Origin of the sequence: Sphingomonas sp. 2378 (assembly GCF_038084995.1) — a bacterium.
Lineage (GTDB): Bacteria > Pseudomonadota > Alphaproteobacteria > Sphingomonadales > Sphingomonadaceae > Sphingomonas.
Genome location: NZ_JAXCMJ010000014.1, coordinates 57,729 through 81,654 on the forward strand (window position 1 = coordinate 57,729; position 23,926 = coordinate 81,654).

Annotated in this window: 13 protein-coding genes and 1 pseudogene; 6 read left to right on the plus strand and 8 right to left on the minus strand. The window is 65.6% G+C overall.

The features are described from left to right. Positions 1–196: 196 nt before the first annotated feature. Both SM191_RS09455 and SM191_RS09460 read right to left on the minus strand, forming a co-directional pair. Positions 197–1,210: an inorganic phosphate transporter gene (locus SM191_RS09455; RefSeq protein ID WP_306998236.1), complete on the minus strand. Its 1,014-nt coding sequence runs from the start codon at positions 1,208–1,210 to the stop codon at positions 197–199. Between the two features lie 10 nt (positions 1,211–1,220). Next, on the minus strand, positions 1,221–1,910 hold the full coding sequence (locus SM191_RS09460) for a DUF47 domain-containing protein (RefSeq protein ID WP_341505979.1): 690 nt from the start codon (positions 1,908–1,910) through the stop codon (positions 1,221–1,223). A 462-nt stretch (positions 1,911–2,372) separates the two neighbouring features. Here SM191_RS09460 and SM191_RS09465 point away from each other — a divergent pair, with 462 nt between their 5' ends. Then, positions 2,373–4,700, plus strand: coding sequence for a TonB-dependent receptor (locus tag SM191_RS09465; RefSeq protein ID WP_341505980.1), 2,328 nt, complete (start codon positions 2,373–2,375; stop codon positions 4,698–4,700). A 183-nt stretch (positions 4,701–4,883) separates the two neighbouring features. On the opposite strand, the gene SM191_RS09470 is transcribed toward SM191_RS09465, so the two are convergent. From SM191_RS09470 to SM191_RS09480, 3 genes are all read right to left on the minus strand, one after another. Further along, positions 4,884–5,561, minus strand: coding sequence for an HPP family protein (locus SM191_RS09470; protein ID WP_341505981.1), 678 nt, complete (start codon positions 5,559–5,561; stop codon positions 4,884–4,886). A 232-nt stretch (positions 5,562–5,793) separates the two neighbouring features. Then, positions 5,794–6,882, minus strand: coding sequence for a lactonase family protein (locus SM191_RS09475; protein WP_341505982.1), 1,089 nt, complete (start codon positions 6,880–6,882; stop codon positions 5,794–5,796). Positions 6,883–6,977: 95 nt separating this feature from the next. Next, positions 6,978–9,458, minus strand: a complete 2,481-nt coding sequence (locus tag SM191_RS09480) for a PhoX family protein (protein ID WP_341505983.1) — start codon at positions 9,456–9,458, stop codon at positions 6,978–6,980. A gap of 442 nt (positions 9,459–9,900) precedes the next feature. Between SM191_RS09480 and rplJ the strand changes: the two genes are divergently transcribed. The 4 genes from rplJ to SM191_RS09500 all read left to right on the plus strand — a co-directional run bounded on the left by rplJ (position 9,901) and on the right by SM191_RS09500 (position 12,040). Next, entirely contained in the window at positions 9,901–10,422 is a 522-nt protein-coding gene (rplJ, locus tag SM191_RS09485; RefSeq protein ID WP_267435748.1) for a 50S ribosomal protein L10, read from the plus strand. A gap of 73 nt (positions 10,423–10,495) precedes the next feature. Continuing rightward, positions 10,496–10,870 (plus strand): 50S ribosomal protein L7/L12, encoded by a 375-nt coding sequence (gene rplL, locus SM191_RS09490; protein WP_076711360.1) that lies wholly within the window; start codon positions 10,496–10,498, stop codon positions 10,868–10,870. Between the two features lie 206 nt (positions 10,871–11,076). Further along, positions 11,077–11,247 (plus strand): hypothetical protein, encoded by a 171-nt coding sequence (locus SM191_RS09495; RefSeq protein ID WP_306998222.1) that lies wholly within the window; start codon positions 11,077–11,079, stop codon positions 11,245–11,247. Positions 11,248–11,317: 70 nt separating this feature from the next. Next, positions 11,318–12,040, plus strand: a complete 723-nt coding sequence (locus tag SM191_RS09500; protein ID WP_341505984.1) for an EF-hand domain-containing protein — start codon at positions 11,318–11,320, stop codon at positions 12,038–12,040. Between the two features lie 10 nt (positions 12,041–12,050). On the opposite strand, the gene SM191_RS09505 is transcribed toward SM191_RS09500, so the two are convergent. From SM191_RS09505 to rpoB, 3 genes are all read right to left on the minus strand, one after another. Further along, a complete protein-coding gene (locus SM191_RS09505; protein WP_341505985.1) occupies positions 12,051–13,805 on the minus strand; it encodes a hypothetical protein in 1,755 nt (584 codons plus the stop codon). A gap of 874 nt (positions 13,806–14,679) precedes the next feature. Further along, entirely contained in the window at positions 14,680–18,966 is a 4,287-nt protein-coding gene (gene rpoC, locus SM191_RS09510; RefSeq protein ID WP_341505986.1) for a DNA-directed RNA polymerase subunit beta', read from the minus strand. A gap of 84 nt (positions 18,967–19,050) precedes the next feature. Beyond that, positions 19,051–23,229, minus strand: coding sequence for a DNA-directed RNA polymerase subunit beta (gene rpoB / locus SM191_RS09515; protein WP_341505987.1), 4,179 nt, complete (start codon positions 23,227–23,229; stop codon positions 19,051–19,053). Between the two features lie 397 nt (positions 23,230–23,626). Between rpoB and SM191_RS09520 the strand changes: the two are divergent. Next, positions 23,627–23,926, plus strand: a pseudogene (locus tag SM191_RS09520) (hypothetical protein); the annotation flags it as partial.

A 23,926-nucleotide genomic window follows, 5' to 3' on the forward strand; every position in this document is an offset into this window, starting at 1 on the left:
GTCACGTCTTTGGCGGCGTGGTACGCCGATGCGTGGGAGGCATAGGCAGCCCGCTCTCGACAGCGCACCACAACTGGACCCCGGCCTCCGCCGGGGTGGACCATGAAGAATCGGGCCTTCGAGCGGCGAAGTCTATCCTTAGCGGAGGGGGAAAGCTCCAACGAAAAAGGGGAGAGCCCTCGCCCCCCCTCTTCGATCAGAACAACCGGGTCAGCATATAGAACCCGGCCCCCATCACGGCGGAGGCCGGGATGGTGATGATCCAGGCGATCACCACATTCCCCGCCACGCCCCAGCGCACGGCGGACGCACGCCGCGCCACGCCCGCGCCGATGATCGAGCCGGTGATGGTGTGCGTGGTCGATACCGGGATCCCCAGGGCCGAGGCGCAGAAGATGACGATCGAGCCCGCCGTCGAGGCGCTGAATCCCTGATGCTGCGACAGCTTGGTGATGCGGGTGCCCATCGTCTCGATGATCCGCCAGCCGCCGGTCATCGTGCCCAGCGCGATCGCGATGTAGCAACAGATGGCGACCCAGTGCGGCACCTCGAACGGGCCTGACAGGCGGCCGGTCGAATAGAGGAGGACGGTGATGATCCCCATCGTCTTCTGTGCGTCGTTCAGGCCGTGGCTGAGCGAATAGGCCGCCGAGGAGACGAGGTGCATCGCACGGAAACTGCGCTCCGCCTGCCCCGCGGTCGACCGGCGCATCGCCCAACTGCTCAGCAGCATGACCAGCATGGCCAGCATCATGCCCAGCATCGGCGACAGCACGATGGCGAGCAGCGTCTTGTTGAGCCCCGCCCATTGCACCGCGCCCATGCCCGCATGCGCCACGCCCGCACCGACCAGCCCGCCGACCAGCGCATGGCTGCTCGACGAGGGGATGCCGCGCAGCCAGGTGATGACGTTCCACGCCATCGCCCCGCCCAGCGCGCCGAAGATGACGGCGGGCGTCACGATGCTCTGGTCGATCAGGCCCTTGCCGATCGTCTCCGCCACCTTGTGCAGGCTGGGAAAGGCGACGGTCAGGAAATAGGCGGCGAAGTTGAAAAAGGCCGCGAACAGGACCGCCGCGACCGGCGACAACAGCCGGGTCGCCACCACCGTCGCGATCGAATTGGCCGCGTCATGCAGCCCGTTGAGATAATCGAAGGCCAGCGCGACCAGGATCAGGCCGACCAGCAACGGAAAGGCGAGTTCGTGCATGATCCGCGCCTCAGGCGTGATCGATGACGATGCCGTCGATCTCGTCGGCGACATCCTCGAACGCGTCGAGGATGCGCTCCAGATGCTTGTACACTTCCTTATGGATGACGAAGCGCAGCGTGTCGCGCTCGCCGCATTCGTCCAGCGTGCGCTTCAGGCCCGCCGCATGGATATCGTCGGCGCGGCCCTCCAGCCGGACCAGTTCCTCGGTCAGCGCGTGGAGCCGGTCGCCGTTGCGCGCGACATCGCGCATCAGCGGCATCGCCTCGACGGTCAGCTTGGCCGCCTCGACCGCAACCGCCGCCATTTCGCGCATTTCGGGCGCGAAGCTGGTCAGCCGGTACAGGCCGATCGCGGTGGCCGCCGCATTCATCTCGTCGATCGTGTCGTCCATCGACCCGATCAGCGAGGTGATCGAGGCACGGTCGAACGGCGTCAGGAAGGTCGAGCGGACCGAGGTCAGCACGTCGCGCGTGATCTCATCGGCGTCATGCTCGCGCGCGGCGATCACGGCGATCTCGTCGGCGGTGTTGCCCGCCGCGTCGAACAGCCGGACGGTGGCTTCGGCCCCCGCCAGGATCGTCGCGGCTTGCGCCTCGAACAGTTCGAAGAAATTTCCCGTCTTCGGCAGGAGGCGTTGGAACCAGGCGAACATCAGTCGGCAAACCCCGATAGTGATCCGATACCGCGCGTTCTTCACCCATGGCCTTTTGGGGCCACGGCAGCGCGCCGGACCGTGAAAAAGGCCATGAACCGAAGACTGCACGAACGCCGCCCCCCTGACCAGACCCGGACCCCACGTCAAGCAAAACCGGGTTACAACAATGTGACAGTCCCGTCACGGCAGAACGGTCGCGTGGCGGGGCAGTGCGATCGACGATCGGTATCAGGAGATCCTATCCCGCGAGCATGTCGCGTGATTTCTGTCCGGCTTCGTTCACGACCGGGTTCGCCTCGGAACGGCGGGGGCATGACGGATCTCCGTTTCACCTCGCATCGTCGGCGGACCGTTTCCCGTCAGGCCAGTTTTCCCGGTCGATTGTGCCTTTGGTGCATCACCTCTGTCACGCAAGCGCCATAATGCGCCTCTAACCGCCCGCCTTACCGGGAGATTAGCAATTAGTCGGGCGGCACGTACCGCCTGCCGGAGCTGGGGAACATTATGAAGTCGGTTATCAAGACCGCGGCGCTGCTGGGCGCCGCGTGGGGAACGCTGGCGGCCGTACCGGCCATCGCACAGACCGCCGATCAGGGCGCGGGCACCGCCACCGCGACCGGGGATCAGGCGGCACCGCAGGAAGGCCTGGGCGAGATCGTCGTCACCGCCGAGCGTCGTTCGGAAAATCTGAACCGCGTGCCGGTGTCGGTCGGCGTGGTCAGCGGCCAGGACATCCGCGCCTTCCAGCAGGGCGGCGAGGACATCCTCGCTCTGTCGGGCCGCGTGCCCGGCCTTTATGCCGAGACGACGACGGGCCGCATCTTCCCGCGCTTCTATATTCGCGGCCTGGGCAATATCGACTTCTATCTCGGCGCGTCGCAGCCGGTGTCGATCATCCAGGACGATGTCGTGCTGGAGCATGTCGTGCTGAAGTCGAACCCGGTGTTCGACGTCGATCAGGTCGAAGTGCTGCGGGGCCCTCAGGGCTCGCTGTTCGGTCGCAACACGACCGCGGGCATCATCAAGTTCGACACGATCAAGCCGACGCAGAGCTTCCAGAGCCGCGCCACCGCCTCGATCGGCAGCTACAACACGATCAGCATGGACGCCGGTGTCGGCGGTCCGCTGATCCGCGACGTGCTGGCCTTCCGCCTGTCGGCCTTGGTGCAGCATCGCGACAACTGGGTGGACAATGTCTATTCGGGTACCAGCCTGGACGGCACGCTGACCCCGAAGAAGGACGCGATGGGCGGCTTTACCGAGCGCGACGTGCGGCTCCAGCTTCTCTTCACGCCGACCGACACGCTGTCGTTCAACCTGTCGGGCCATGCCCGCTGGTATGACGGCACCTCGACGCTGTTCCATCGCGGGGCGATCCAGAAGGGTTCGCGCGACGTGTCGGCCGAGCCGCGTGACCGGGTGGCCTATGACGAAGGCCGGAACAATCCCCAGTCATACGACACGCAAGGGACCTCGCTGCGCGCCGCCTGGGATCTGGGGCCTGCCGAGCTGACCTCGATCACCGCCTATGAAACCACCGCCGGGTTCAGCAAGGGCGACACCGATGGCGGCGCGGCGGCGAATTTCCCGGTGAACCGCGTGCCCAACGGCTATGGACTCAGCCAGGGTCAGGTGCGCGGGCTCGACCAGTGGACGCAGGAAGTCCGCCTCGCCTCGACCGGCAGCGGCCCGTTCAAGTGGCAGGTCGGCGGCATCTATTTCGACAGCCGCGACATCACCGACTTCTACCAGCGTGCCTTCCTGATCGGGGCCAACCCGAACAACTGGGTCCGCCTGCACGACGTCAACACCTCGTGGGGCGTGTTCGGTCAGGTCAGCTATCAGGCGACCGATCGCCTGACCCTGACCGCCGGTGGCCGCATCAGCGAGGACACCAAGCGGACCCGGCTGCTGCGCACCGCCGACAGCGCCGCCGGTGTCTCGACCTATCGTGGTCGCCGCGACGTGCGCCTGTCCGACACCCAGCCCAGTTGGGATCTGTCCGCGCTCTATGAGGTCAATCCGAACCTGAACGTCTATGTCCGCGCCGCGCAGGGCTTCCGTGGCCCGACCATCCAGGGCCGCTCGGCGGTGTTCAACTCGGACTTCACCACCGCCAATTCGGAAACCAACCTGTCGTTCGAGACCGGCTTCAAGTCGAAGCTGTTCGACAACACGCTGCGCCTGAACGCCGCCGCCTTCGCCTATCGCGTGAAGGGTATCCAGTTGAACGGCAACGACTCGGACGGCAACGGCGTGCTGTTCAACGCCGACAAGGCGGTCGCCTACGGCCTGGAGGCCGATGCGCAGTGGCTGCCGGTGCGCAACCTGGCGCTGTCGGCGGGCGTCAGCCTGCTGCATTCGGAAATCCGCGACAAGCGTGTCTTCGCCCAGACCTGCGGCCTGAACGGGGTGCAGGTGTGCACCGTGCTCGACCCGTTCGTCACCCGCACGGTGTTCGGGGCCAACGCCTATTTCGCGCAGATCAACGGCAACCCGCTGCCCAACGCGCCGGAATATAATGTCAACGTCGCCGCCAAGTACGACATCCCGCTGGCGAACCAGGGCAAGGCGTTCATTTCGACCGACTGGAATATCCAGGGCTATACGAACTTCGTCCTGTACCGGACCAAGGAGTTCACCTCGAACGGCAATTTCGAGGGCGGCCTGAGCATCGGCTATTCCGCGCCGAACGACGACTGGAGCCTGTCGGTCTTCGCGCGCAACATCACGAACGAGAAGAACCTGAAGGGCGTGATCGAGAACTATATGGCAGCGGTCTTCAACGAACCGCGCATCATCGGCATCTCGTTCAGCGGCAAGTATCGCTGATCGGTATGACCGGTTGATGGGAAAGGCCCGTCCCTCGGCGTGAGGGGCGGGCCTTTTTCTTATGCCTGATCACTGTGGGGGCGTGCGCTTCGACTTCGCTCAGCGTGAACGGAGGGTGGAGGCGGGGGATGGGATATAGCTCCTCACTCCGTTCAGCCTGAGCGAAGTCGAAGGCCACGCCCATCACCCGCCCCGCGCGCTCCCAACCCTGGCCCGCGCATGACGCTCGGCATGGGCGAAGAGCATGTCGAGATCTTCGCGCGCGATATCGAAACTGTCGTGCATGTCCTCCAGCGCGGCGTCGACATCCTCGGGCTGGATCAAGGCGACAGGCGTGGGCGGGATCACCGCCGGTTCATGCGGATAGCTGCGTCCGGTCGCGCGGTGGAAGAACATGCCCAGCGCCACCAGCGCGATCGAATTGATCGCCACCGGCGCAAAGGCGAAGGCGAAGCCCGCCGCATGGATTCCCTGGCTGCCGATCACGGCGGTCAGCGCCGCCGCCCCGCCCGGCGGATGCAGGCAGCGCGCCAGCGACATGACCAGGATCGCGCCCCCGACCGCACACCCCGCCGCCAGCGGCAGCGAGGGGATGGCCTGGAACATCGCCACTCCGACCAGTGTCGACAGGACATTGCCGCCGACCACCGACCAGGGCTGCGCCAGTGGACTGGCGGGCACCGCGAAGACCAGCACGGCGGACGCCCCCAGCGGCGCGACGATGATCGGCAGGTCGGGGCCCAGCGGCGGCAGTCCGCTGCATACGATGATGGTCAGCGCGATGCCGATCACCGCGCCGACACAGGCGATGAGGCGGCCGGGCAAGGTGGCTCCGGCAAGCAGGGGTTGGAAGAGGTGCATGGTGGCTTTTGGGGTTGGGGAAAGGAAAACGCGCTTTAGCGAGCAGCTTGCCCGATCTCGACGGACAATGGCTTGCGGTTGCAGCAGACGAACTTGGTCTTGAGCCCCTCCTCGCGGCAGGGGTGTTGGGGTGGGGGCTATGCCACGAGCGATGGCCTTGGCGAGACGTCCCGCCCTCCCCCATTCCCTCCTGCCTGCGGGCGGGGAGCGGCAAGATGACGGCGTTGCCTGATCAAACCTCGGCCAGGAACACCACGCCGGGAATGGCGATGCTCCGCCCTGTCGCGGTCAGACGACCGTCCGACCCGATCCGGAACGCCACGACCGTTCCCGACCGCTCGTTCGCGACCAGCATCTCCCCCCGCCCCTCGCGCAGCAGGAAGAAGCGCGGCCAGTCGCCTCCGGTCGGGACATGCTGCACCGCCTTGGGCTCTCCCCTTGCATCCAGCGCGAAGACGGTGATGCTGTTCGCCCCGCGATTGGAGACGTACAGCGTCCGCCCCGCCCGATCGATCGCGATATGCGCGGCATAGGAGGCAGGCCCCCCTTCGGGCACCAGCGCCCGTTCCCCCGCCGTGCGGAACCGGCCATCCTCCTGCACGTCGAGCACGAACAACCTGGTCTGCAACTCGCAGGCCACATAGGCACGCGGCAGGGTCGGGTGGCGGACCATATGGCGCGGCCCCACCCCCGCCGGAGCGGCCCACGCCAGCACCGGCTCGGCCAGCGTCCGCGCGGCGGGATCGAAGCGATAGGCGAAGATCGCATCCGCCCCCAGATCGACCGAATGCAGCCAGTGGCGGTCGGGGCTGAACCCCACCCAATGCGCGTGCGGGCCCGACTGGCGCTCGGTATCGGGGCCGTTCCCATGATGCTGGAAGACCTGCGCCTCGCCCGGTGCGCCGGTCCGCCGGTCGAGCCGGTAGAAGGCGACCGAACCGCTGGAATAATTGGCGACTGCCAGACAGGCCGATCTGCGGTCGAGCGCGGCATGACAGGGGTCCGCGCCGCCGGTGGACGCCCCGCCCCGCAAGCGCCAGCCGGGACCATAAGCGGCAACCTGCCCCTCGGCCTGTTCGCGCAAGACGTAGAAGGCGCCGCCCGGGCCGTTGCCGACGCCGAAAGAGGCGTTGACGATCCCCACCACCGGCTGCCCCACCCGACCATTCGCGATCGGGTACAGCCCCTTGCCGCCCTCATTGGCATAGGTGCCCGCGATCAGCCGGTCGCTGCCCGGCCCCTGCGCCAGTGCGGGTCCGATAGCACTCCCCAGCCCGATCGCCGCCGCCCCGACCATGATCTCGCGCCTTGTGGTCGTCATGCCTGTCCCCTCTTTCGCGGGCCCTTCAAACGACAAAGGGGGCGGGAAGGCAATCGCCTTCCCGCCCCCGATGGGCTCGATATGCGGCCAGTCGATCAGATCGCGACCACGCCGCCGTCATTCTTGGTGATGACGATGGTGGCCGAGCGCGGGCGGATCGTCGCCGCCGCCGAACCCGTCTGGCTGTCGGGCCAGTTGCTGGTCGGCGCGCTTGGATTGGTCGCGTCCTCGCCCGGATGCTGGATGTTGACGAAGACCGAGGTGCCGTCCGGGGTCGAGTGGATGCCGGTGATCTCGCACTGCTTCGGCCCGACCAGGAAGCGCTTCAGCGTCACGCCGGGCGCCTTGCCGATCCGGGTGGTCACGGTCGCCGAAGCGCCGCCCGCACTGCTCGTCACCGAGCGCGTGCCGCCATCGCCGACCCGGCCCGGAATTGCCGCCAGCATCATGCAGTTGGTGACGTCGGTAAAGGCGCCGTCGTCGGTCTGGATCCACATCACCGGCGTCTGCTGCCCGGCGACATTGCTCGGCAGGCTGAACCACAGGCCGTCGGGCGAGGAGAAGTCGTTGGTCGCGTCCAGCCCCGACAGGTTGATATTGGTCGGGTCGAGGTCCGCACCCGCACCGAAGGCATAGACGTCCCAGGTGAAGCTGGTCGCCTCGGTCGTGTCGCCCGTCTCGCGGAGGCGGACGATATGGCCGTTGCGGTTGCCGACCGAGGTCGAAGGCGCATCGACATAGGCGCGCGGATTGGCCGCATCGACGCCGCTCTGGCTGCCCGAGGCGACCGGCTTGCGCGAGGCGTTGTTGGTCAGCGTGCAATACATCTCGCCGGTCGCCGGATTGACCGCGGTCCATTCGGGCCGGTCCATCTTGGTCGCGCCCAGCGCGTCGGCGGCGAGGCGGGTATTGAGCAGGACATCGGCCTGATCGGCGAAGGGATAGGTCGCGTTGGCCGAGGTCAGCCCGTTCTGCCCGAACACCAGCGGCATCCACTGGCCGGTGCCGTCCGCGTTGAACCTGGCGACATAGAGCGTGCCGGTATCGAGATATTTGTCGCCCACCGCCAGACGATCGCTCGCATTGGCGTCTGAGGCGCTCCACGGGGTCGCCGAGACGAATTTGTAGATATATTCGTTCTGCGCGTCGTCGCCCATATAGAAGGCGGGGCGGACGCCCGCGATCATCCGACCGCTCTCGCAGCCTTCATGGTTCATGCGGCCCAGCGCAGTCCGCTTGCGGGGCGTCGAGGCGGGGTTGAACGGGTCGATCTCGACCACCCAGCCGAACTGGAACGGCTCGTTGCGGAAATCGGCGGTGCCGTTGGCGGCGAGCGCCGCATCGGCGGTCGCGTTCCAGCGGCGGAAGACCGTGCTGGACGGATCGGACGGGGTCGCGGTCGCCCAGTTGTAGTTGCCGTTACGCGGCTCGCTGATGCCATAGCGGGCCAGCGAGACATTCTGCTTGGGATTGGTGGTGGCCCGCACCGCCGCGTCACCGCTGAGACGACGGAAATAGCCCGCCCAATTCTCTTCGTTGGTCAGGTATGTGTGCCACGCCATGGTGCCGTTGGCGCAGTTGTTGATCGTCCCTCGCCCGCCGGTCCCGTCGGGCGAATAGGCGGTCTTCAGCCACGCGTTGCCCCTGACCGGGCCGCTGAACGCCATGGGCGTGTTGGGGGTGATGCGGCGGTTGAGCGCCGATCCCTGGACATAGGACCAGGAGCCGTTCGTGCGGGTCACCTCGATCACCGAGACGCCGTGGCATTCGATCTCCTTGATCGCCTCGCTCTCGGGGCGTGGAACCGGCGACATGCCGTTCACATGCAGATATTGCTCGCTGATATTCTCGTGGTTGAGGACCAGCAGGCCGCGCGTGCTGTTGTTCTGGTCCGGATTGCTGCCCGACGCCGACAGCCCGAAATAGCTCATGCCGTCATGATGGTCGCCCGCACGCTGCGCGAAATTACTGTCGGTGCCGTTGTTCGCATAGGCCGGGACGCCCGAGGCGATCGGATCGCCCAGCCGATAGAGCACCGTCACGCTATAGCCCGAGGGAACCGTCACCACATCGGCCAGGCTGTGCGGCACGGCGGTGAAGTCGAGCGTGATCGGCGTCACGGTCAGCGTCACGCTGTTGTTCGTGACCAGCCCGTCGCGGCTGGTGATCTCCAGCTTGAAGGCGAGCTGCGTCGCGGTCGCCACGGCGGGCGCGCGGAACGAGGCGACGAGCTGGTTGGCGTTGGTCAGGGTGACCGACGGCCCCGCCGTCTGGCTCCAGTTGACGTTCGCCACCTTCCCGCTGCCCACCGTGCCGGTCAGCGTGACGGGGCGGCCCGCCGCAACGCTGGCGGTGCTGCCCGCCGCCGTGGCGGTGACCGCTTGCGGATTCTCGTCGTCGCAACCCGCCAGCAACGCGCCGCCGAACAGCGCGGTCGTCATCGCCGACACGCCGTGGCGCAACGTCTGGCGACGCGACAGGCGGGTGGCGATCAGGTCGCTCATATGGGTGTTGGTCGAACGGTTGGTATCGATGTCGCCATCGTCATAGGCGACCAGGCTGTTCATATCCGACATGGCAGATCCCCCGGGGCACCGCGCGGGAAGGCGCGGTCTCACGCGCCGCCGTTTGCCGACCATCCAAGTCATCCCGGCTTCATTTCCGCGTCATGTCGGTGACGCAGGGATGACTCAAGGATGACATCGCCTTCATCCCGTCGCATCGCTTGACTCCCCGCGCCGATCCGCCTAAGCGCACCCCCGCATCCAGACAGGTTCGCCTGTTCGGATTCCGTCCAAGACAGCAGGTGCCGGGGAATATGCCCTGGCTTAATCTCCTGCCGAGACGGGGAAAAGGATTTTGCCGGTCGTGCCACTTGCTGGTCCCGCCCGGTCTGCCCCGCGTTTCTCACGCGTCGGTTGCCCATTCCCCATCGCTGGACACCCCGAGGGGTGGTCACACCCCCCGGTCAAGCAACCGGGATGACCGTTCGCGGTCGTTCCAACCATGGAGAATGGCATGGATCGCGATCAAAAGACCCAGGCCGTCGCCGAACTGAACCGTAACTTCAACGAGGTCGGCGTGGTGGTCATCACCCGCAACCTCGGCATGACCGTCGCCCAGTCGACGGCCCTGCGCACGAAGATGCGGGAAGCCGGCGCGTCCTACAAGGTCTCGAAGAACCGGCTTGCCAAGATCGCAGCCCAGGGCACCGACTATGCCGGTGTCGCTGACATGCTGACGGGCCCCGTCGGCATCGCCAGCTCGATCGATCCCGTGGCCGCCGCCAAGGTGGCCGTGGAATTCGCCAAGACGACCGACAAGTTCGAGATCGTCGGCGGATCGATGGGTGCGAACGTCCTTGATGTCGCAGGCGTGCAGGCGCTGGCGACTCTGCCCTCGCTGGACGAGCTCCGGGCGAAGATTGTCGGCCTCATCGTCGCTCCCGCGACGAAGCTGGCGACCATCACCCAGGCTCCCGCGGCGCAGATCGCCCGCGTCCTCGCGGCTTATGCCGACAAGGACAAGGAAGCCGCCTGATCTTCGGGCGTACACGACGATTTGAACTGACACACTCGGGCCATTTTAGACGGCCCGTATTGGAGATAAGAACATGGCAGACCTGAACGCGCTGGTTGACCAGCTGAGCGAGCTGACCGTCCTCGAAGCCGCTGAACTTTCGAAGCTGCTCGAAGAGAAGTGGGGCGTCTCGGCCGCCGCTGCTGTTGCCGCGGCTCCTGCTGCTGGCGGCGCTGCCGCTCCGGCCGCTGAAGAGAAGACCGAATTCGACGTGATCCTCACCGGCGACGGTGGCAAGAAGATCAACGTCATCAAGGAAGTCCGCGCGATCACCGGCTTGGGCCTGACCGAAGCCAAGGCGCTGGTCGAAGGCGCTCCGAAGCCCGTCAAGGAAGGCATTGCCAAGGACGAGGCCGAGAAGATCAAGAAGCAGCTCGAAGAAGCCGGCGCGACCGTCGAGCTCAAGTAATCGGACTGCGGCAGGGCAACCTGCCGCACCCGTTCGCTTGTCGAGCCAAGGATAAGGGCGGCCCCTTCGCGGGGGTCGCCCTTTTCTTTTGCGCGTGCGCCATGGTCGCGGTTGCGACACTTCGCGACAACTCGATCAAACTTTTCAGATATCTGACGGCTAGGGATGCCTCTCCTCCCCTCCCACAGCCATGTCAGGATAGCGATATGACCCGTTCCAGAACGATCGCCTCGATCGCGGCCGCGCTAGCCGCCGCCATGCTGGTTTCGGCTCCCGTCGCGGCGCAGCGCGGCCCGCATCACGGCAAGAAGCACGTCTGCAAGATCGAAAAGAAGCACGGTAAGCGCGTCAAGATCTGCCGCTGGGTCCGTCGCTGATCCCTCCGGCCCGGGCGACGCGCTTGCCCGGCTCACCGACCGGCCGAACAGCATCGGAAAGCCCTCGATCATGCGTGCAGCGATCCTCGCCCTATGTTGCGTCCTGGCCGGATGCGCCGCCGATCGGCCGCACAGGGGCCCGCCGGGCGATGGACGCCATGGCGGCTTTCCCGGCGGAGGGCACCCCGGCAGTCGCGGCCCGCTGTTCGCCAGCCCGATGGGCGAGCCCTTCCACGGCCCCGCCGGCGAGCGGCGCTGGTTCGCCGGTGCCGATACGAATGGCGACGGCGCGCTGACCCCCGCCGAGTTCGAGGCGGATGCCCTGCGCTTCTTCGCGGTACTGGATCACGGCAAGGACGGCGAAATCGATCCCGACGATCTGCAATGGTATGAGACCGAGCTGTTTCCCGAACTGCGCGTGGCCGGGCCGGGCGGCGGGGTTGCGCGCATGGCCGGTGGCCGTGGCGGCGGCGGACGCGGCGGACGCCGAGGCGGCGGCGGCATGGGCAGCGGACGCGGCGGCGGCGGCGATCAGCCCGACGGGCGCGCGGCGGCCAGCTTGTTGGGTCGCCAGGGCGCCGGGCGCTTCAGCTATCTCGGCATACCCGAACCGGTCGCTTCGGCGGACAGCAACTTCAATCGCGGTGTGTCTGCACAGGAATTCGTCGCGGCGGCGGACAAGCGCTTTGCGCTGCTGGACCTGAACCATGACCGGCGATTGACACTGGCCGAGCTTCCCTCGATCCATCGGGGCCCCGCCGCACCGGACGAAGGCGCGCGACCGGTCGGCTGATCGCCCCGCCCTAGCGTGACCAGGGCCGGGCCTGCCGCATGTCGAGGCGGCAGACCTGGCGCAGTCCGTGCCGCGCGACATAGCGCTTCACCCGTGCCTCATAATCCCCCGCCAGCGGATCGTCGAAATGCCAGTCGGGCGGGTTGAAGGTCGAAAAGCCGTTGATCGTCGGCACCCGCCATTGTTCGGCCAGGAACATCGCATCGACATTGTGCGGATAGAGGGCGTTCAGTTCGGCATTGACGTAGAGCGGCTCCCCCGCGCGCGATGCCACCACATAGAAGACGCGGCAGTCCGCAGGCGGCGGCGGAATCGCATCCAGCGCGACGCGCTGTTCGCGACGGCTGAGTTGTGCGGCGGTCTCGGCGCTCAGATTCTCGGCCAGTAGCAGCGTGACGATCGCGACGCCCCACCAGGGCTTGCTTCGCAGCAAGGCCGCCATCCGCGCACGCCAAGCATAGACGACGATCAGCAGGAACGGCAGGGTCAGCCAGAGCTGATAGCGCGACACGACCCGCAAACCCTTGGCCCCCGGCACCAGATAGAAGACCAGGTTCCACGGCGAGAAGATCCAGAATTGCAGCGTCAGCGCCCAGCCGACGATCATCGCCAGCGTGAAGGCGCGCCATTCGACCGATACGGTCGCCCCCTCCCCGACCGGACGGTGCCGCAGGATACGCCACGCCGTGACGATCAGCAGGATGCAGAAGATCGGCGGGAACCCCACCTCATGCTCGCCGCGCAGCACCCGCCCCGGCAGCGCCGGATCGTCGGGCAGCACTTGATGCACCAGCGCCAGCAGCGGACGAAACATCCAACCCCAAAGGTAATTGTCCGGCCCGACATTCACCATGTCGATGACCGGCGTGATGAGATAGCCCAGCATCTCGAAATAGCCCTCGCCCCCCGTCTCGCGCAGCTTGGGCAGATAGACGGCCAGGAAGGGCAGGATCAGCACCGCGAAGCTGCCGAGGCCGCAGGCGATGGTCCCGGCATGACGACGGACCAGCGCAATCGTCGCGGTGGGCTGCGCCTGGTCGCCGAGCATCGCCCGGCACAGCAGGAACAGACAGGCCGAGAAGATCGTGAACCAGGCCATATAATAGGATGTCATCAGCCACGCCGCGATCAGCGCGGCCAGCGCCACCGCCAACAGGCGCGCGCGGGCATGCCGCCCCATCGCCTCGGTCCGAACGCATGAGATGGCCAGCATCATCGCGATCGGCAGCAACGCGACGCTCTGCAACTGTGCATGGACCGCCTGAAGCGCGATGTTGCTCGCGATGGTGAAGGACAGCGCGACGAACAACCCCGCCCCCCGGCCCCAGCCCAGCGACCGCGTCGCCAGCGCATAGGCCCCGAAAAACCCGACCGTCTTGAAGGTCAGGATGTTCAGCGTGTCGGCATGAAAGGGATCGGCGAACAGCCGCCAGAAGGAATAGGATAGGCCATAGAGGAAATAGCCATCGTTATAGCCCAGTGTCCCGCCATAGGGATGGAAGTAGAATCCGCCGTTCCACGGCGACACGCCCGACCAGACATTGCGCCAATGTTCGAGGATGGTCATCTCGATCAGCCCGTCCGCCCGGTCGCCGAAACCCAGGTCGAAACCACTGGCGATCGGCACGCGGAAGACGATGGCCATGGCGACGACATAGACCAGCCACAGCGCCGCGATGGCCCGTCCATGACCGCCCGGGCTTTGTCCGGCGGGATAGGAAGCCGGACAGGTCGCGGACGGGAGAGCGGATCGTTCACGGTGCATCGGTGCCGCGTAAATCCGCCTCACCTCCCTGTCGAGCGGTCATTCCGATCCGGGCCTATCGCCTGTCCCTCGAACTGCCATCCCTTCCGGCCAGCGCCCGGTCAGCTTCGACCGAGTCCGTGTGAGCCACTCCCCTTACAGGATTCCTCTGCGAAACTCATTCATGCCCACCCCGGCGGAGGCCGGGGCCCAGTCAGGGCGTGATTGCAAGCAACTCTAATCGCGCGCCAACTGGCCCCCGGCCTCCGCCGGGGTGGCATATGTTTTTGGGCAATGTACCCGCTTTCGCAGAGGAATCCTTACAGGGAAGAAGGGGAGGAAGCTCTTCCGGCTCCCCCCACCCGACATGACGAACCGCCCCGGCCATGATGGCCGAGGCGGCTGCGATATTCTCCCATCGAGTCGGGCTTGGCGCTGGTTCGGCTACTCCGCCGCCTCGACCGCCGCGCCCGCATCGGGCTGGCTATACGCCCGGTCCAGATAATGGTTGGCGATGATGTAATGCGCCCGGACCGCTGCCGGATGGGTCGCCTTCTGGGCCAATTCTAGTTCTGTTTCAGCACGTTGGTAGAAATAGTCTTCGTCAATCTCGGGGGACGTCATTTCAGGTCTCCGGGGTCCCATCGGCACGCCAACAACCCGCGCGCGTCCGGGATCTTCTCCAATATTCGTATATGGTTGGGAGGGCGTTTCGGTTCCCGCGCAACGGCCTCACGCACCCTCCATTCGGCGCAAATCCGTCGTTTTCGTCGCAACACATTCTCCGCCATGCGGGACCGGCGGCGTCAATCCTTAAGCGTTGATCGGTGCCAGTAAAAAGCCGCCGCCCGGTTGCCCGGACGGCGGCCCTTTCGATTTCAATCCGTTAGTCGGATCAGTCGTTCAGATACTCACCGGCATCGGCGTCCGTGCCGTGGCCCGAGGGAGCGACCTCGGCCAGCGGATCGTTGCCGACACCGCCCGCGTCACGCGCCGAACGCGCCTGCTCGGCGGCCCGCTCTTCGGCGGCGCTGACCGGGGCGATGATCGCCTCGGCCAGCTTGCGCTGCTGCGCCCGGAGCGCCGCATCGCGGCTGGAGGCCGCCACGCGCAGGCGGTTCATGCCCGCACCGGTGCCCGCCGGGATCAGGCGGCCGACGATGACATTCTCCTTCAGGCCCATCAGCGTGTCCTGCTTGCCCTGGACCGCCGCCTCGGTGAGGACGCGGGTGGTCTCCTGGAACGACGCCGCCGAGATGAAGCTGCGGGTTTGCAGCGACGCCTTGGTGATGCCGAGCAGGACGGGCTTGCCCTGCGCACGCGCCTGGTTCGGCTCGAGCCTGTCGTTGATCGCGTCCATTTCCTCGCGATCGACCTGCTCGCCCTTCAGCAGCGTGGTGTCGCCGCCGTCGGTGATCTCGACCTTTTGCAGCATCTGACGAACGATCGTCTCGATGTGCTTGTCGTTGATCTTCACGCCCTGGAGTCGATAGACTTCCTGGATTTCGCTGACCAGATATTCGGCCAGCGGCTCCACGCCCATCGTTTCCAGAATGTCGTGCGGATCGGGCGAACCGCCGATCAGGTTGTCGCCACGCTTGACGTAATCGCCTTCCTGAACGTCGATTACCTTCGACTTCGGGACCAGATACTCGACGACCTCGCCGCCATCCTCAGGCTGGATGCCGATCTTGCGCTTCGCCTTGTAGTCCTTGCCGAACACGACGCGGCCCGAAACCTTGGCGATGATCGCCGAGTCCTTGGGCACGCGCGCTTCGAACAGTTCGGCGACGCGCGGCAGACCGCCGGTGATATCGCGGGTCTTGGCCGACTCGCGGGCGACACGGGCCAGAACGTCACCGCCCTGTACCTGCGCCCCGTCCTCGACCGAGAGCGTCGCACCCGGCGCCAGCATGTAGCGACCGGCTTCGCCCGAATTGTCGTCGAGCAGGGTCATGCGCGGACGCAGATCCTCCTTCGACTTGGTCGAGGCGCGATATTCGGTGACGACGCGCTGGGCGATACCCGTGGCTTCGTCGACCTGCTCGGTCAGGGTCTTGCCCTCGATCAGGTCCTGGAACTTCACCGTACCGGGGTTTTCGGTGATCACCGGCATGGTGAACGGATCCCACTCGGCCATCCGGTCGCCCTTCGACACGATGTGACCATCGTCGAACAGGACATAGGCACCATAGGGGATACGGTCGACCGACAGTTCGCGGCCGTCCATGTCGACGATCGCGATTTCGCCCGAACGGCTCAGCACCACGCGACGGCCACGCTGGTCAGTGATCAGGCGAAGGTCGCGGAACTGGACGACACCGTCCACCGCCGCTTCCAGGTTCGACTGCTCGTTCAACTGCGCCGCGCCACCGATGTGGAAGGTACGCATGGTCAACTGGGTGCCCGGCTCGCCGATCGACTGCGCCGCGATGACGCCGACCGCTTCGCCGATGTTCACCGGCGTACCGCGGGCGAGGTCACGGCCATAGCATTTGCCGCAGACACCGATCTTCGATTCGCAGACCAGCGGGCTGCGGATCTTGACCGACTGGGTGTTCGCCGCCTCGATCCGTGCGACCATCGGCTCGTCGAGCAGGACGCCCGATGCGATGATGACTTCGCCGGTCTTGGCGTTGACGATGTCCTCGGCCGTGGTGCGGCCCAGGATACGCTCGCCGAGCGAGGCGATGGTCGAACCGCCCTGCACGATCGCCTTCATCTCGAGGGCGCGGGTCGTGCCGCAATCCTCTTCGATGATGACGCAGTCCTGGCTGACGTCGACCAGACGACGGGTCAGGTAACCCGAGTTCGCCGTCTTCAGTGCCGTGTCGGCCAGACCCTTACGCGCGCCGTGGGTCGAGTTGAAATATTCAAGAACGGTCAGACCTTCCTTGAAGTTCGAGATGATCGGCGTTTCGATGATCTCGCCCGACGGCTTGGCCATCAGGCCGCGCATACCCGCCAGCTGCTTGATCTGCGCGGGGCTACCACGCGCGCCCGAGTGGGCCATCATGTAGATCGAGTTGATCGGCTTCTCGCGGCCCTCCATCGGGCCGTCCTCGTAATGCCGGACCGCCTTGATCTCGTTCATCATCGAGTTCGCGACCTGGTCGCCGCAACGGCTCCAGGCGTCGATCACCTTGTTGTACTTCTCCTGCTGCGTGATCAGGCCGTCCTGATATTGCTGCTCGAAGTCCTTCACCTGCTCGCGCGTCTCGTCGACCAGACGATCCTTGTCCGGCGCGATGATCATGTCGTCCTTGCCGAACGAGATGCCGGCGCGGAACGCGTGACGGAAGCCCAGCGCCATGATCGCGTCGGCGAACAGCACGGTCTCCTTCTGGCCGGTGTGACGATAGACCTCGTCGATCACCTCGCCGACGTCCTTCTTGGTCAGGACGCGGTTGACGATGTCGAAGGGCACCTTGTGGCTCTTGGGCAGGCACTCGCCCAGCAGCATGCGACCCGGCGTGGTCTCATAGCGCTTGAGATACTGGTTGCCCTGTTCATCGGTCTGCGGAACGCGGCTGATGATCTTGGTGTGGAGCGTCACGGCACCGGCGAAGAGGGCCTGATGGACCTCCTCCATGTCCGCCAGCATCATGCCCTCGCCCGGTTCCTTCTGCTTTTCGAGCGAGAGGTAGTACAGGCCCAGCACCATGTCCTGCGACGGCACGATGATCGGCTTGCCGTTGGCGGGCGACAGGATGTTGTTGGTCGACATCATCAGGACGCGCGCTTCCAGCTGCGCCTCGAGGCTCAGCGGAACGTGCACGGCCATCTGGTCGCCGTCGAAGTCGGCGTTGAACGCCGAGCAGACCAGCGGGTGAAGCTGGATCGCCTTGCCCTCGATCAGCACCGGCTCGAACGCCTGGATGCCCAGACGGTGAAGCGTCGGCGCGCGGTTCAGCATGACCGGGTGCTCGCGGATCACCTCGTCCAGGATGTCCCAGACTTCCTTGCGCTCCTTCTCGACCCACTTCTTGGCCTGCTTCAGGGTCATCGACAGACCCTTGGCGTCCAGACGGGCGTAGATGAACGGCTTGAACAGCTCGAGCGCCATCTTCTTGGGCAGGCCGCACTGGTGCAGCTTCAGCTCCGGGCCGGTCACGATGACCGAACGGCCCGAATAGTCGACGCGCTTGCCGAGCAGGTTCTGACGGAAGCGGCCCTGCTTGCCCTTCAGCATGTCGGACAGCGACTTCAGCGGACGCTTGTTGGCGCCCGTGATCGTGCGGCCGCGACGGCCGTTGTCGAACAGCGCGTCGACCGCTTCCTGCAACATGCGCTTTTCGTTGCGGACGATGATGTCCGGCGCACGCAGCTCCATCAGGCGCTTCAGGCGGTTGTTGCGGTTGATGACGCGGCGATACAGGTCGTTCAGGTCCGAGGTCGCGAAGCGGCCACCGTCCAGCGGCACCAGCGGGCGCAGCTCGGGCGGAATGACCGGGATCACTTCCAGGATCATCCATTCGGGACGGTTGCCCGATTCGATGAAGCTCTCGACGACCTTCAGGCGCTTGATGATCTTCTTGGGCTTCAGCTCCGACTTGGTCGTCGCCAGCTCTTCCAGAAGCTGCACGCGCTCGCCCTCGAGGTCGAGGCTCTCGAGCATGATGCGGACCGCCTCGGCGCCGATGCCGGCCGAGAAGGCGTCCTCGCCGTATTCATCCTGCGCGTCGAGCAGTTCGTCCTCGGTGAGAAGCTGATACTTCTCCAGCGGGGTCAGGCCCGGCTCGATGACGATATAGGCTTCGAAGTACAGCACGCGCTCAAGCTGCTTCAACTGCATGTCGAGCAACAGGCCGATGCGGCTCGGCAGCGACTTCAGGAACCAGATGTGCGCGACCGGCGCGGCCAGTTCGATATGGCCCATCCGCTCGCGGCGGACCTTCGACACCGTGACTTCGACACCGCATTTTTCGCAGACGATGCCCTTGTACTTCATGCGCTTGTACTTGCCGCACAAGCATTCGTAATCCTTGATCGGACCGAAGATGCGCGCGCAGAACAGGCCGTCACGTTCCGGCTTGAACGTGCGATAGTTGATCGTCTCGGGCTTCTTGATCTCGCCGAACGACCAGGAACGGATCTTGTCGGGCGACGCGATGCCGATCTGAATCTGGTCGAAGGTTTCCGGCTTGGCCACCGGATTGGCGAAGTTGGTCAGTTCGTTCATCTTGCTTTCCTCACAGGGAGGGAAAATTCATCGGGCGAGCAATCAAGGCGCCGGTGAGGCGGGTGGCCCCACCGGCTCCGTTTCTTACTCCGCCGCCTCGGCCAGACCGTCGTCCTGGGCGTCTTCCATCGACTTGAGGTCGACGTTGAGACCCAGCGAGCGCATTTCCTTGACCAGCACGTTGAAGCTTTCCGGGATGCCCGCCTCGAAGGTGTCGTCGCCCTTGACGATCGCTTCATAGACCTTGGTGCGGCCGACCACGTCGTCCGACTTCACCGTCAGCATCTCCTGGAGCGTGTACGCCGCGCCATAAGCCTGGAGCGCCCACACTTCCATTTCCCCGAAGCGCTGGCCACCGAACTGCGCCTTACCGCCCAGCGGCTGCTGGGTGACGAGGCTGTACGGCCCGATCGAACGCGCGTGGATCTTGTCGTCGACCAGGTGGTGCAGCTTCAGCATGTAGATGATGCCGACCGTGACCTTGCGGTCGAACTGATCGCCGGTGCGTCCGTCGAACAGGTCCGACTGGCCCGAGCTGTGCAGACCCGCCAGCTTCAGCATCTCCGACACGTCGCTCTCGCGTGCGCCGTCGAACACCGGGGTCCCCATCGGCACGCCGGTGCGGATGTTCTGGACCAGCTCGGCCACTTCCTCGTCATCCCGGTTCTGGATGTCTTCGGCATAGTGATCGCCGTAGATTTCCACGAGCCGCGCCTTGACCGCTTCCGGCACCGCGCCCGGCTTGGCGTCGGGATTGGCTTCACGCCAATCCTCGAGCTGCGCCGCGACCTGCATACCCAGGTTGCGCGCCGCCCAGCCCAGATGCGTCTCGAAGATCTGACCGACGTTCATGCGCGACGGCACGCCCAGCGGGTTCAGCACCAGGTCGACCGGCGTACCGTCCGCGAGGAAGGGCATATCCTCCTGCGGCAGGATGCGGCTGATGACGCCCTTGTTGCCGTGACGGCCGGCCATCTTGTCGCCCGGTTGCAGCTTGCGCTTCACCGCGACGAAGACCTTGACCATCTTCAGCACGCCCGGCGGCAGCTCGTCACCACGCTCCAGCTTGTCGCGGCGGTCATGGAACTTGTCCGTGATCCGCTTGGCGGCTTCGTCATACTGCGCCTTGACCGCTTCCAGATCGCTCTGGCGCGCATCGTCGGCGACGGCGAACTTCCACCATTCGTGACGATCGACCGATTCCAGCACCTCGGCGTCGATGACGATGCCCTTCTTGACGCCCTTGGGCGCGGCGGTGGCGGTCTGGTCGAGCAGCATCTCGCGCAACCGGCTCCAGGTCGCCCGGTTGAGGATCGTGCGCTCGTCGTCGGCGTCCTTCTTCAGACGCTCGATCTCCTCGCGCTCGATCGCCATCGCGCGCTCGTCCTTGTCGATGCCGTGACGATTGAAGACGCGCACGTCGACGATCGTACCGGCCACGCCGGGCGGCAGGCGGAGCGAGGTGTCGCGCACGTCGCTGGCCTTTTCACCGAAGATGGCGCGGAGCAGCTTTTCCTCCGGCGTCATCGGCGATTCGCCCTTGGGCGTGATCTTGCCGACCAGAATGTCGCCCGGCTCCACCTCGGCCCCGACATAGACGATGCCCGCCTCGTCGAGGTTGCGCAGCGCCTCTTCACCCACGTTGGGAATGTCGCGGGTGATGTCTTCCGGCCCGAGCTTGGTGTCGCGCGCCATGACTTCGAACTCGTCGATATGGATCGACGTGAACACGTCGTCCTTCACGATCCGCTCGCTGATGAGGATCGAGTCCTCATAGTTGTAGCCGTTCCAGGGCATGAACGCGACGAGTGCGTTGCGGCCCAGCGCCAGTTCGCCGAACTCGGTCGAGGGGCCGTCGGCGATCACGTCGCCCGCCTTCACGACGTCGCCCACCTTCACCAGCGGCCGCTGGTTGATGCAGGTCGACTGGTTCGAACGCTGGAACTTCATCAGCGTATAGATATCGACGCCCGACTTGCCCGCATCGACCTCTCCGGTCGCGCGCACCACGATGCGGCTGGCATCGACCTGGTCGACGATACCGGCGCGCTTCGCCGCGATCGCCGCGCCCGAGTCGCGGGCCACCGTCTCTTCCATGCCGGTGCCGACGAAGGGCGCTTCCGCCTTTACCAGCGGCACGGCCTGACGCTGCATGTTCGAGCCCATGAGCGCGCGGTTGGCGTCGTCGTTTTCCAGGAACGGAATGAGCGAGGCGGCGACCGACACAAGCTGCTTCGGCGACACGTCCATCAGCGTGATCTGATCGGGCAGCGCCATCAGGAATTCGCCCGCCTGACGCGCCGAAACCAGGTCCTCGGTGAAGCGGTTGTCGGCGTCCGTCGCAGCCGAAGCCTGTGCGACGGTGTGCTTCTGCTCTTCCATCGCCGACAGGTACACGACCTCGTCGGTGACGCGGCCGTCGATCACCTTGCGGTACGGCGTCTCGATGAAGCCATATTTGTTGACGCGGGCGAAGGTCGACAGCGAGTTGATCAGACCGATGTTCGGGCCTTCCGGCGTTTCGATCGGGCAGATACGACCATAGTGGGTCGGGTGAACGTCGCGGACCTCGAAGCCCGCGCGCTCACGCGTCAGACCGCCCGGCCCGAGCGCCGAGACACGACGCTTGTGCGTCACTTCGGACAGCGGGTTGGTCTGGTCCATGAACTGCGAAAGCTGCGACGAACCGAAGAACTCGCGCACCGCGGCGACCGCGGGCTTGGCGTTGATCAGGTCGTTCGGCATGACTGTCGACACGTCGACCGACGACATGCGCTCCTTGACCGCACGCTCCATGCGCAGCAGGCCGACGCGATACTGGTTCTCCAGCAGCTCGCCCACCGAACGCACGCGGCGATTGCCGAGATTGTCGATATCGTCGATCTCGCCCTTGCCGTCCTTCAGGTCGACCAGCGTCTTCACGACCGCCAGGATGTCCTCCGTGCGCAGCGTCGTCACCGTGTCCGGGCAGTCGAGGTCGAGGCGCATGTTCAGCTTGACGCGACCCACGGCCGACAGGTCGTAGCGATCGGGATCGAAGAACAGGCCGGCGAACAGCGCTTCGGCCGTCTCCAGCGTCGGCGGCTCGCCGGGGCGCATCACGCGGTAGATGTCCGACAGCGCCTGCTCGCGCTCTTCGGCCTTGTCGGCCTTCAGCGTGTTGCGAATCCACGGCCCCGTCGCGACGTGATCGATGTCGAGCAGTTCGATCGTGTCGACGCCCGCCTTGTCCAGCGCTTCCAGATTCTCGGCGCTGATCTCGTCACCGGCTTCGACGTAGATTTCGCCGGTCTGCTCGTTGATGAGGTCATAGGCCGAATAGCGACCGAAGATTTCCTCGGTCGGGATCAGAAGCTGCGACAGACCATCCTTCGCGGCCTTGTTGGCGGCGCGGGGGCTGATCTTCTGACCGGCGGGGAACACCACCTCGCCCGAGCTGGCGTCGACGATGTCGAACATCGGCTTGGCACCGCGCCAGTTTTCGGCCTGGAACGGAATCTTCCAGCCGCCGTCGCCGCGCACGAAGGTCAGGCGGTTGTAGAAATAGTTGAGGATCTCTTCCGAGTTCATGCCCAGCGCATAGAGCAGCGCCGTCACCGGCAGCTTGCGCTTGCGGTCGATACGGACGTTGACGATGTCCTTGGCGTCGAACTCGAAGTCGAGCCACGAGCCGCGATACGGGATCACGCGCGCGGCGAACAGATATTTGCCCGAGGCATGGGTCTTGCCGCGATCATGGTCGAACAACACGCCCGGCGAACGGTGCATCTGGCTGACGATGACGCGCTCGGTGCCGTTGATGAAGAAGGTGCCGTTCTCCGTCATCAGGGGCATGTCGCCCATGTAGACGTCCTGCTCCTTGATATCGATAACCGACTTGGCTTCGGTATCGGGATCGACCTCGAACGCGGTCAGGCGCAGGGTGACGCGCATCGGCGCGGCATAGGTGATGCCCCGCTGGCGGCATTCTTCCACGTCGAACTTCGGGTCCTCGAGGACGTAATCGTCGAAGTCGAGATAGGCGGTGCCGGCGAAATCCTGGATCGGGAAGACGCTGCGCAGCGTCTTTTCCAGCCCCGAGACATGGCCCGTGGACTTGTCCGAGCGCAGGAACTGTTCGTAGCTTTCGCGCTGAACCTCGATCAGGTTCGGCATCTGCACCACTTCGTGGATGTCGCCGAACACCTTGCGGATACGCCGCTTGGCGGTGCCGCCATCGCCCTTGCGCGGGGCGGAGCCGCTGTCGATCGCCTTGGTTGCCATGGGTCTGTCTGCCTCGTCAGCCGTAAATCACTGCCCGGATGCCTCCGGGCGAGACGCAACGACAGACGCCAAAAGGCCGCTCGCATCGATGTGCGGCGGCATCCGGCGTCTGCTAAACCAGCAATCTCCCATTCGACCGACACGCTGCGCGAAGGCGCATCATTTCCCGAAGATTGTGGTGGATGGTCGCGATATAGGGGCGATACCCCCCGGTGTCAAACCGGGACACGCAGCCCTGCGGGGAAAGTTCCCGCGCCAACCCGCTCTGCCATATATTGGCCGCATATGCCGGTACACAAGGGGTTGCATCCGCCGGTCCTACCGGGCACGGCTTAGCGGTCGGGCCGGTGGCCCGAACGGTCGGTGAAGATTATAGTTACCACGAGGAATGCCTTTCATGACATCGTCCGGGCCGCGTCGCATCGCGCGCCTCCTTGCCCTGACGCTGGCGCCGGGGCTCGCTCCGATGCTGGCCGGGCCCGCCCTCGCCCAGACCGCGCCCCAGGATGGTGATGCCGCCCCCCGCCCCTCGACGAGCGGCCTGGACGGGTTCAGCCTGAGCCCGCGCACGACCACCCCACAAGCCGTGCCAACGCCGGTTCCGACCCCGGCGACGCCGCGCCTCGTCCTGCCGAGCCAGCGCGCGCCCGAAGCCACGCCGACGCCGCGCGCCACGCCCACCCCCCGGCCCACGCCG

Excerpts from the sequence above, each read along its gene's own strand:
- SM191_RS09455 (WP_306998236.1), bottom strand. The coding sequence starts at position 1,210 with ATGCACGAACTCGCCTTTCCGTTGCTGGTCGGCCTGATCCTGGTCGCG.
- SM191_RS09465 (WP_341505980.1), top strand. The coding sequence starts at position 2,373 with ATGAAGTCGGTTATCAAGACCGCGGCGCTGCTGGGCGCCGCGTGGGGA.
- SM191_RS09470 (WP_341505981.1), bottom strand. The coding sequence starts at position 5,561 with ATGCACCTCTTCCAACCCCTGCTTGCCGGAGCCACCTTGCCCGGCCGC.
- SM191_RS09475 (WP_341505982.1), bottom strand. The coding sequence starts at position 6,882 with ATGACGACCACAAGGCGCGAGATCATGGTCGGGGCGGCGGCGATCGGG.
- SM191_RS09480 (WP_341505983.1), bottom strand. The coding sequence starts at position 9,458 with ATGTCGGATATGAACAGCCTGGTCGCCTATGACGATGGCGACATCGAT.
- rplJ (WP_267435748.1), top strand. The coding sequence starts at position 9,901 with ATGGATCGCGATCAAAAGACCCAGGCCGTCGCCGAACTGAACCGTAAC.
- rplL (WP_076711360.1), top strand. The coding sequence starts at position 10,496 with ATGGCAGACCTGAACGCGCTGGTTGACCAGCTGAGCGAGCTGACCGTC.
- SM191_RS09495 (WP_306998222.1), top strand. The coding sequence starts at position 11,077 with ATGACCCGTTCCAGAACGATCGCCTCGATCGCGGCCGCGCTAGCCGCC.
- SM191_RS09500 (WP_341505984.1), top strand. The coding sequence starts at position 11,318 with ATGCGTGCAGCGATCCTCGCCCTATGTTGCGTCCTGGCCGGATGCGCC.
- SM191_RS09505 (WP_341505985.1), bottom strand. The coding sequence starts at position 13,805 with ATGCACCGTGAACGATCCGCTCTCCCGTCCGCGACCTGTCCGGCTTCC.
- rpoC (WP_341505986.1), bottom strand. The coding sequence starts at position 18,966 with ATGAACGAACTGACCAACTTCGCCAATCCGGTGGCCAAGCCGGAAACC.
- rpoB (WP_341505987.1), bottom strand. The coding sequence starts at position 23,229 with ATGGCAACCAAGGCGATCGACAGCGGCTCCGCCCCGCGCAAGGGCGAT.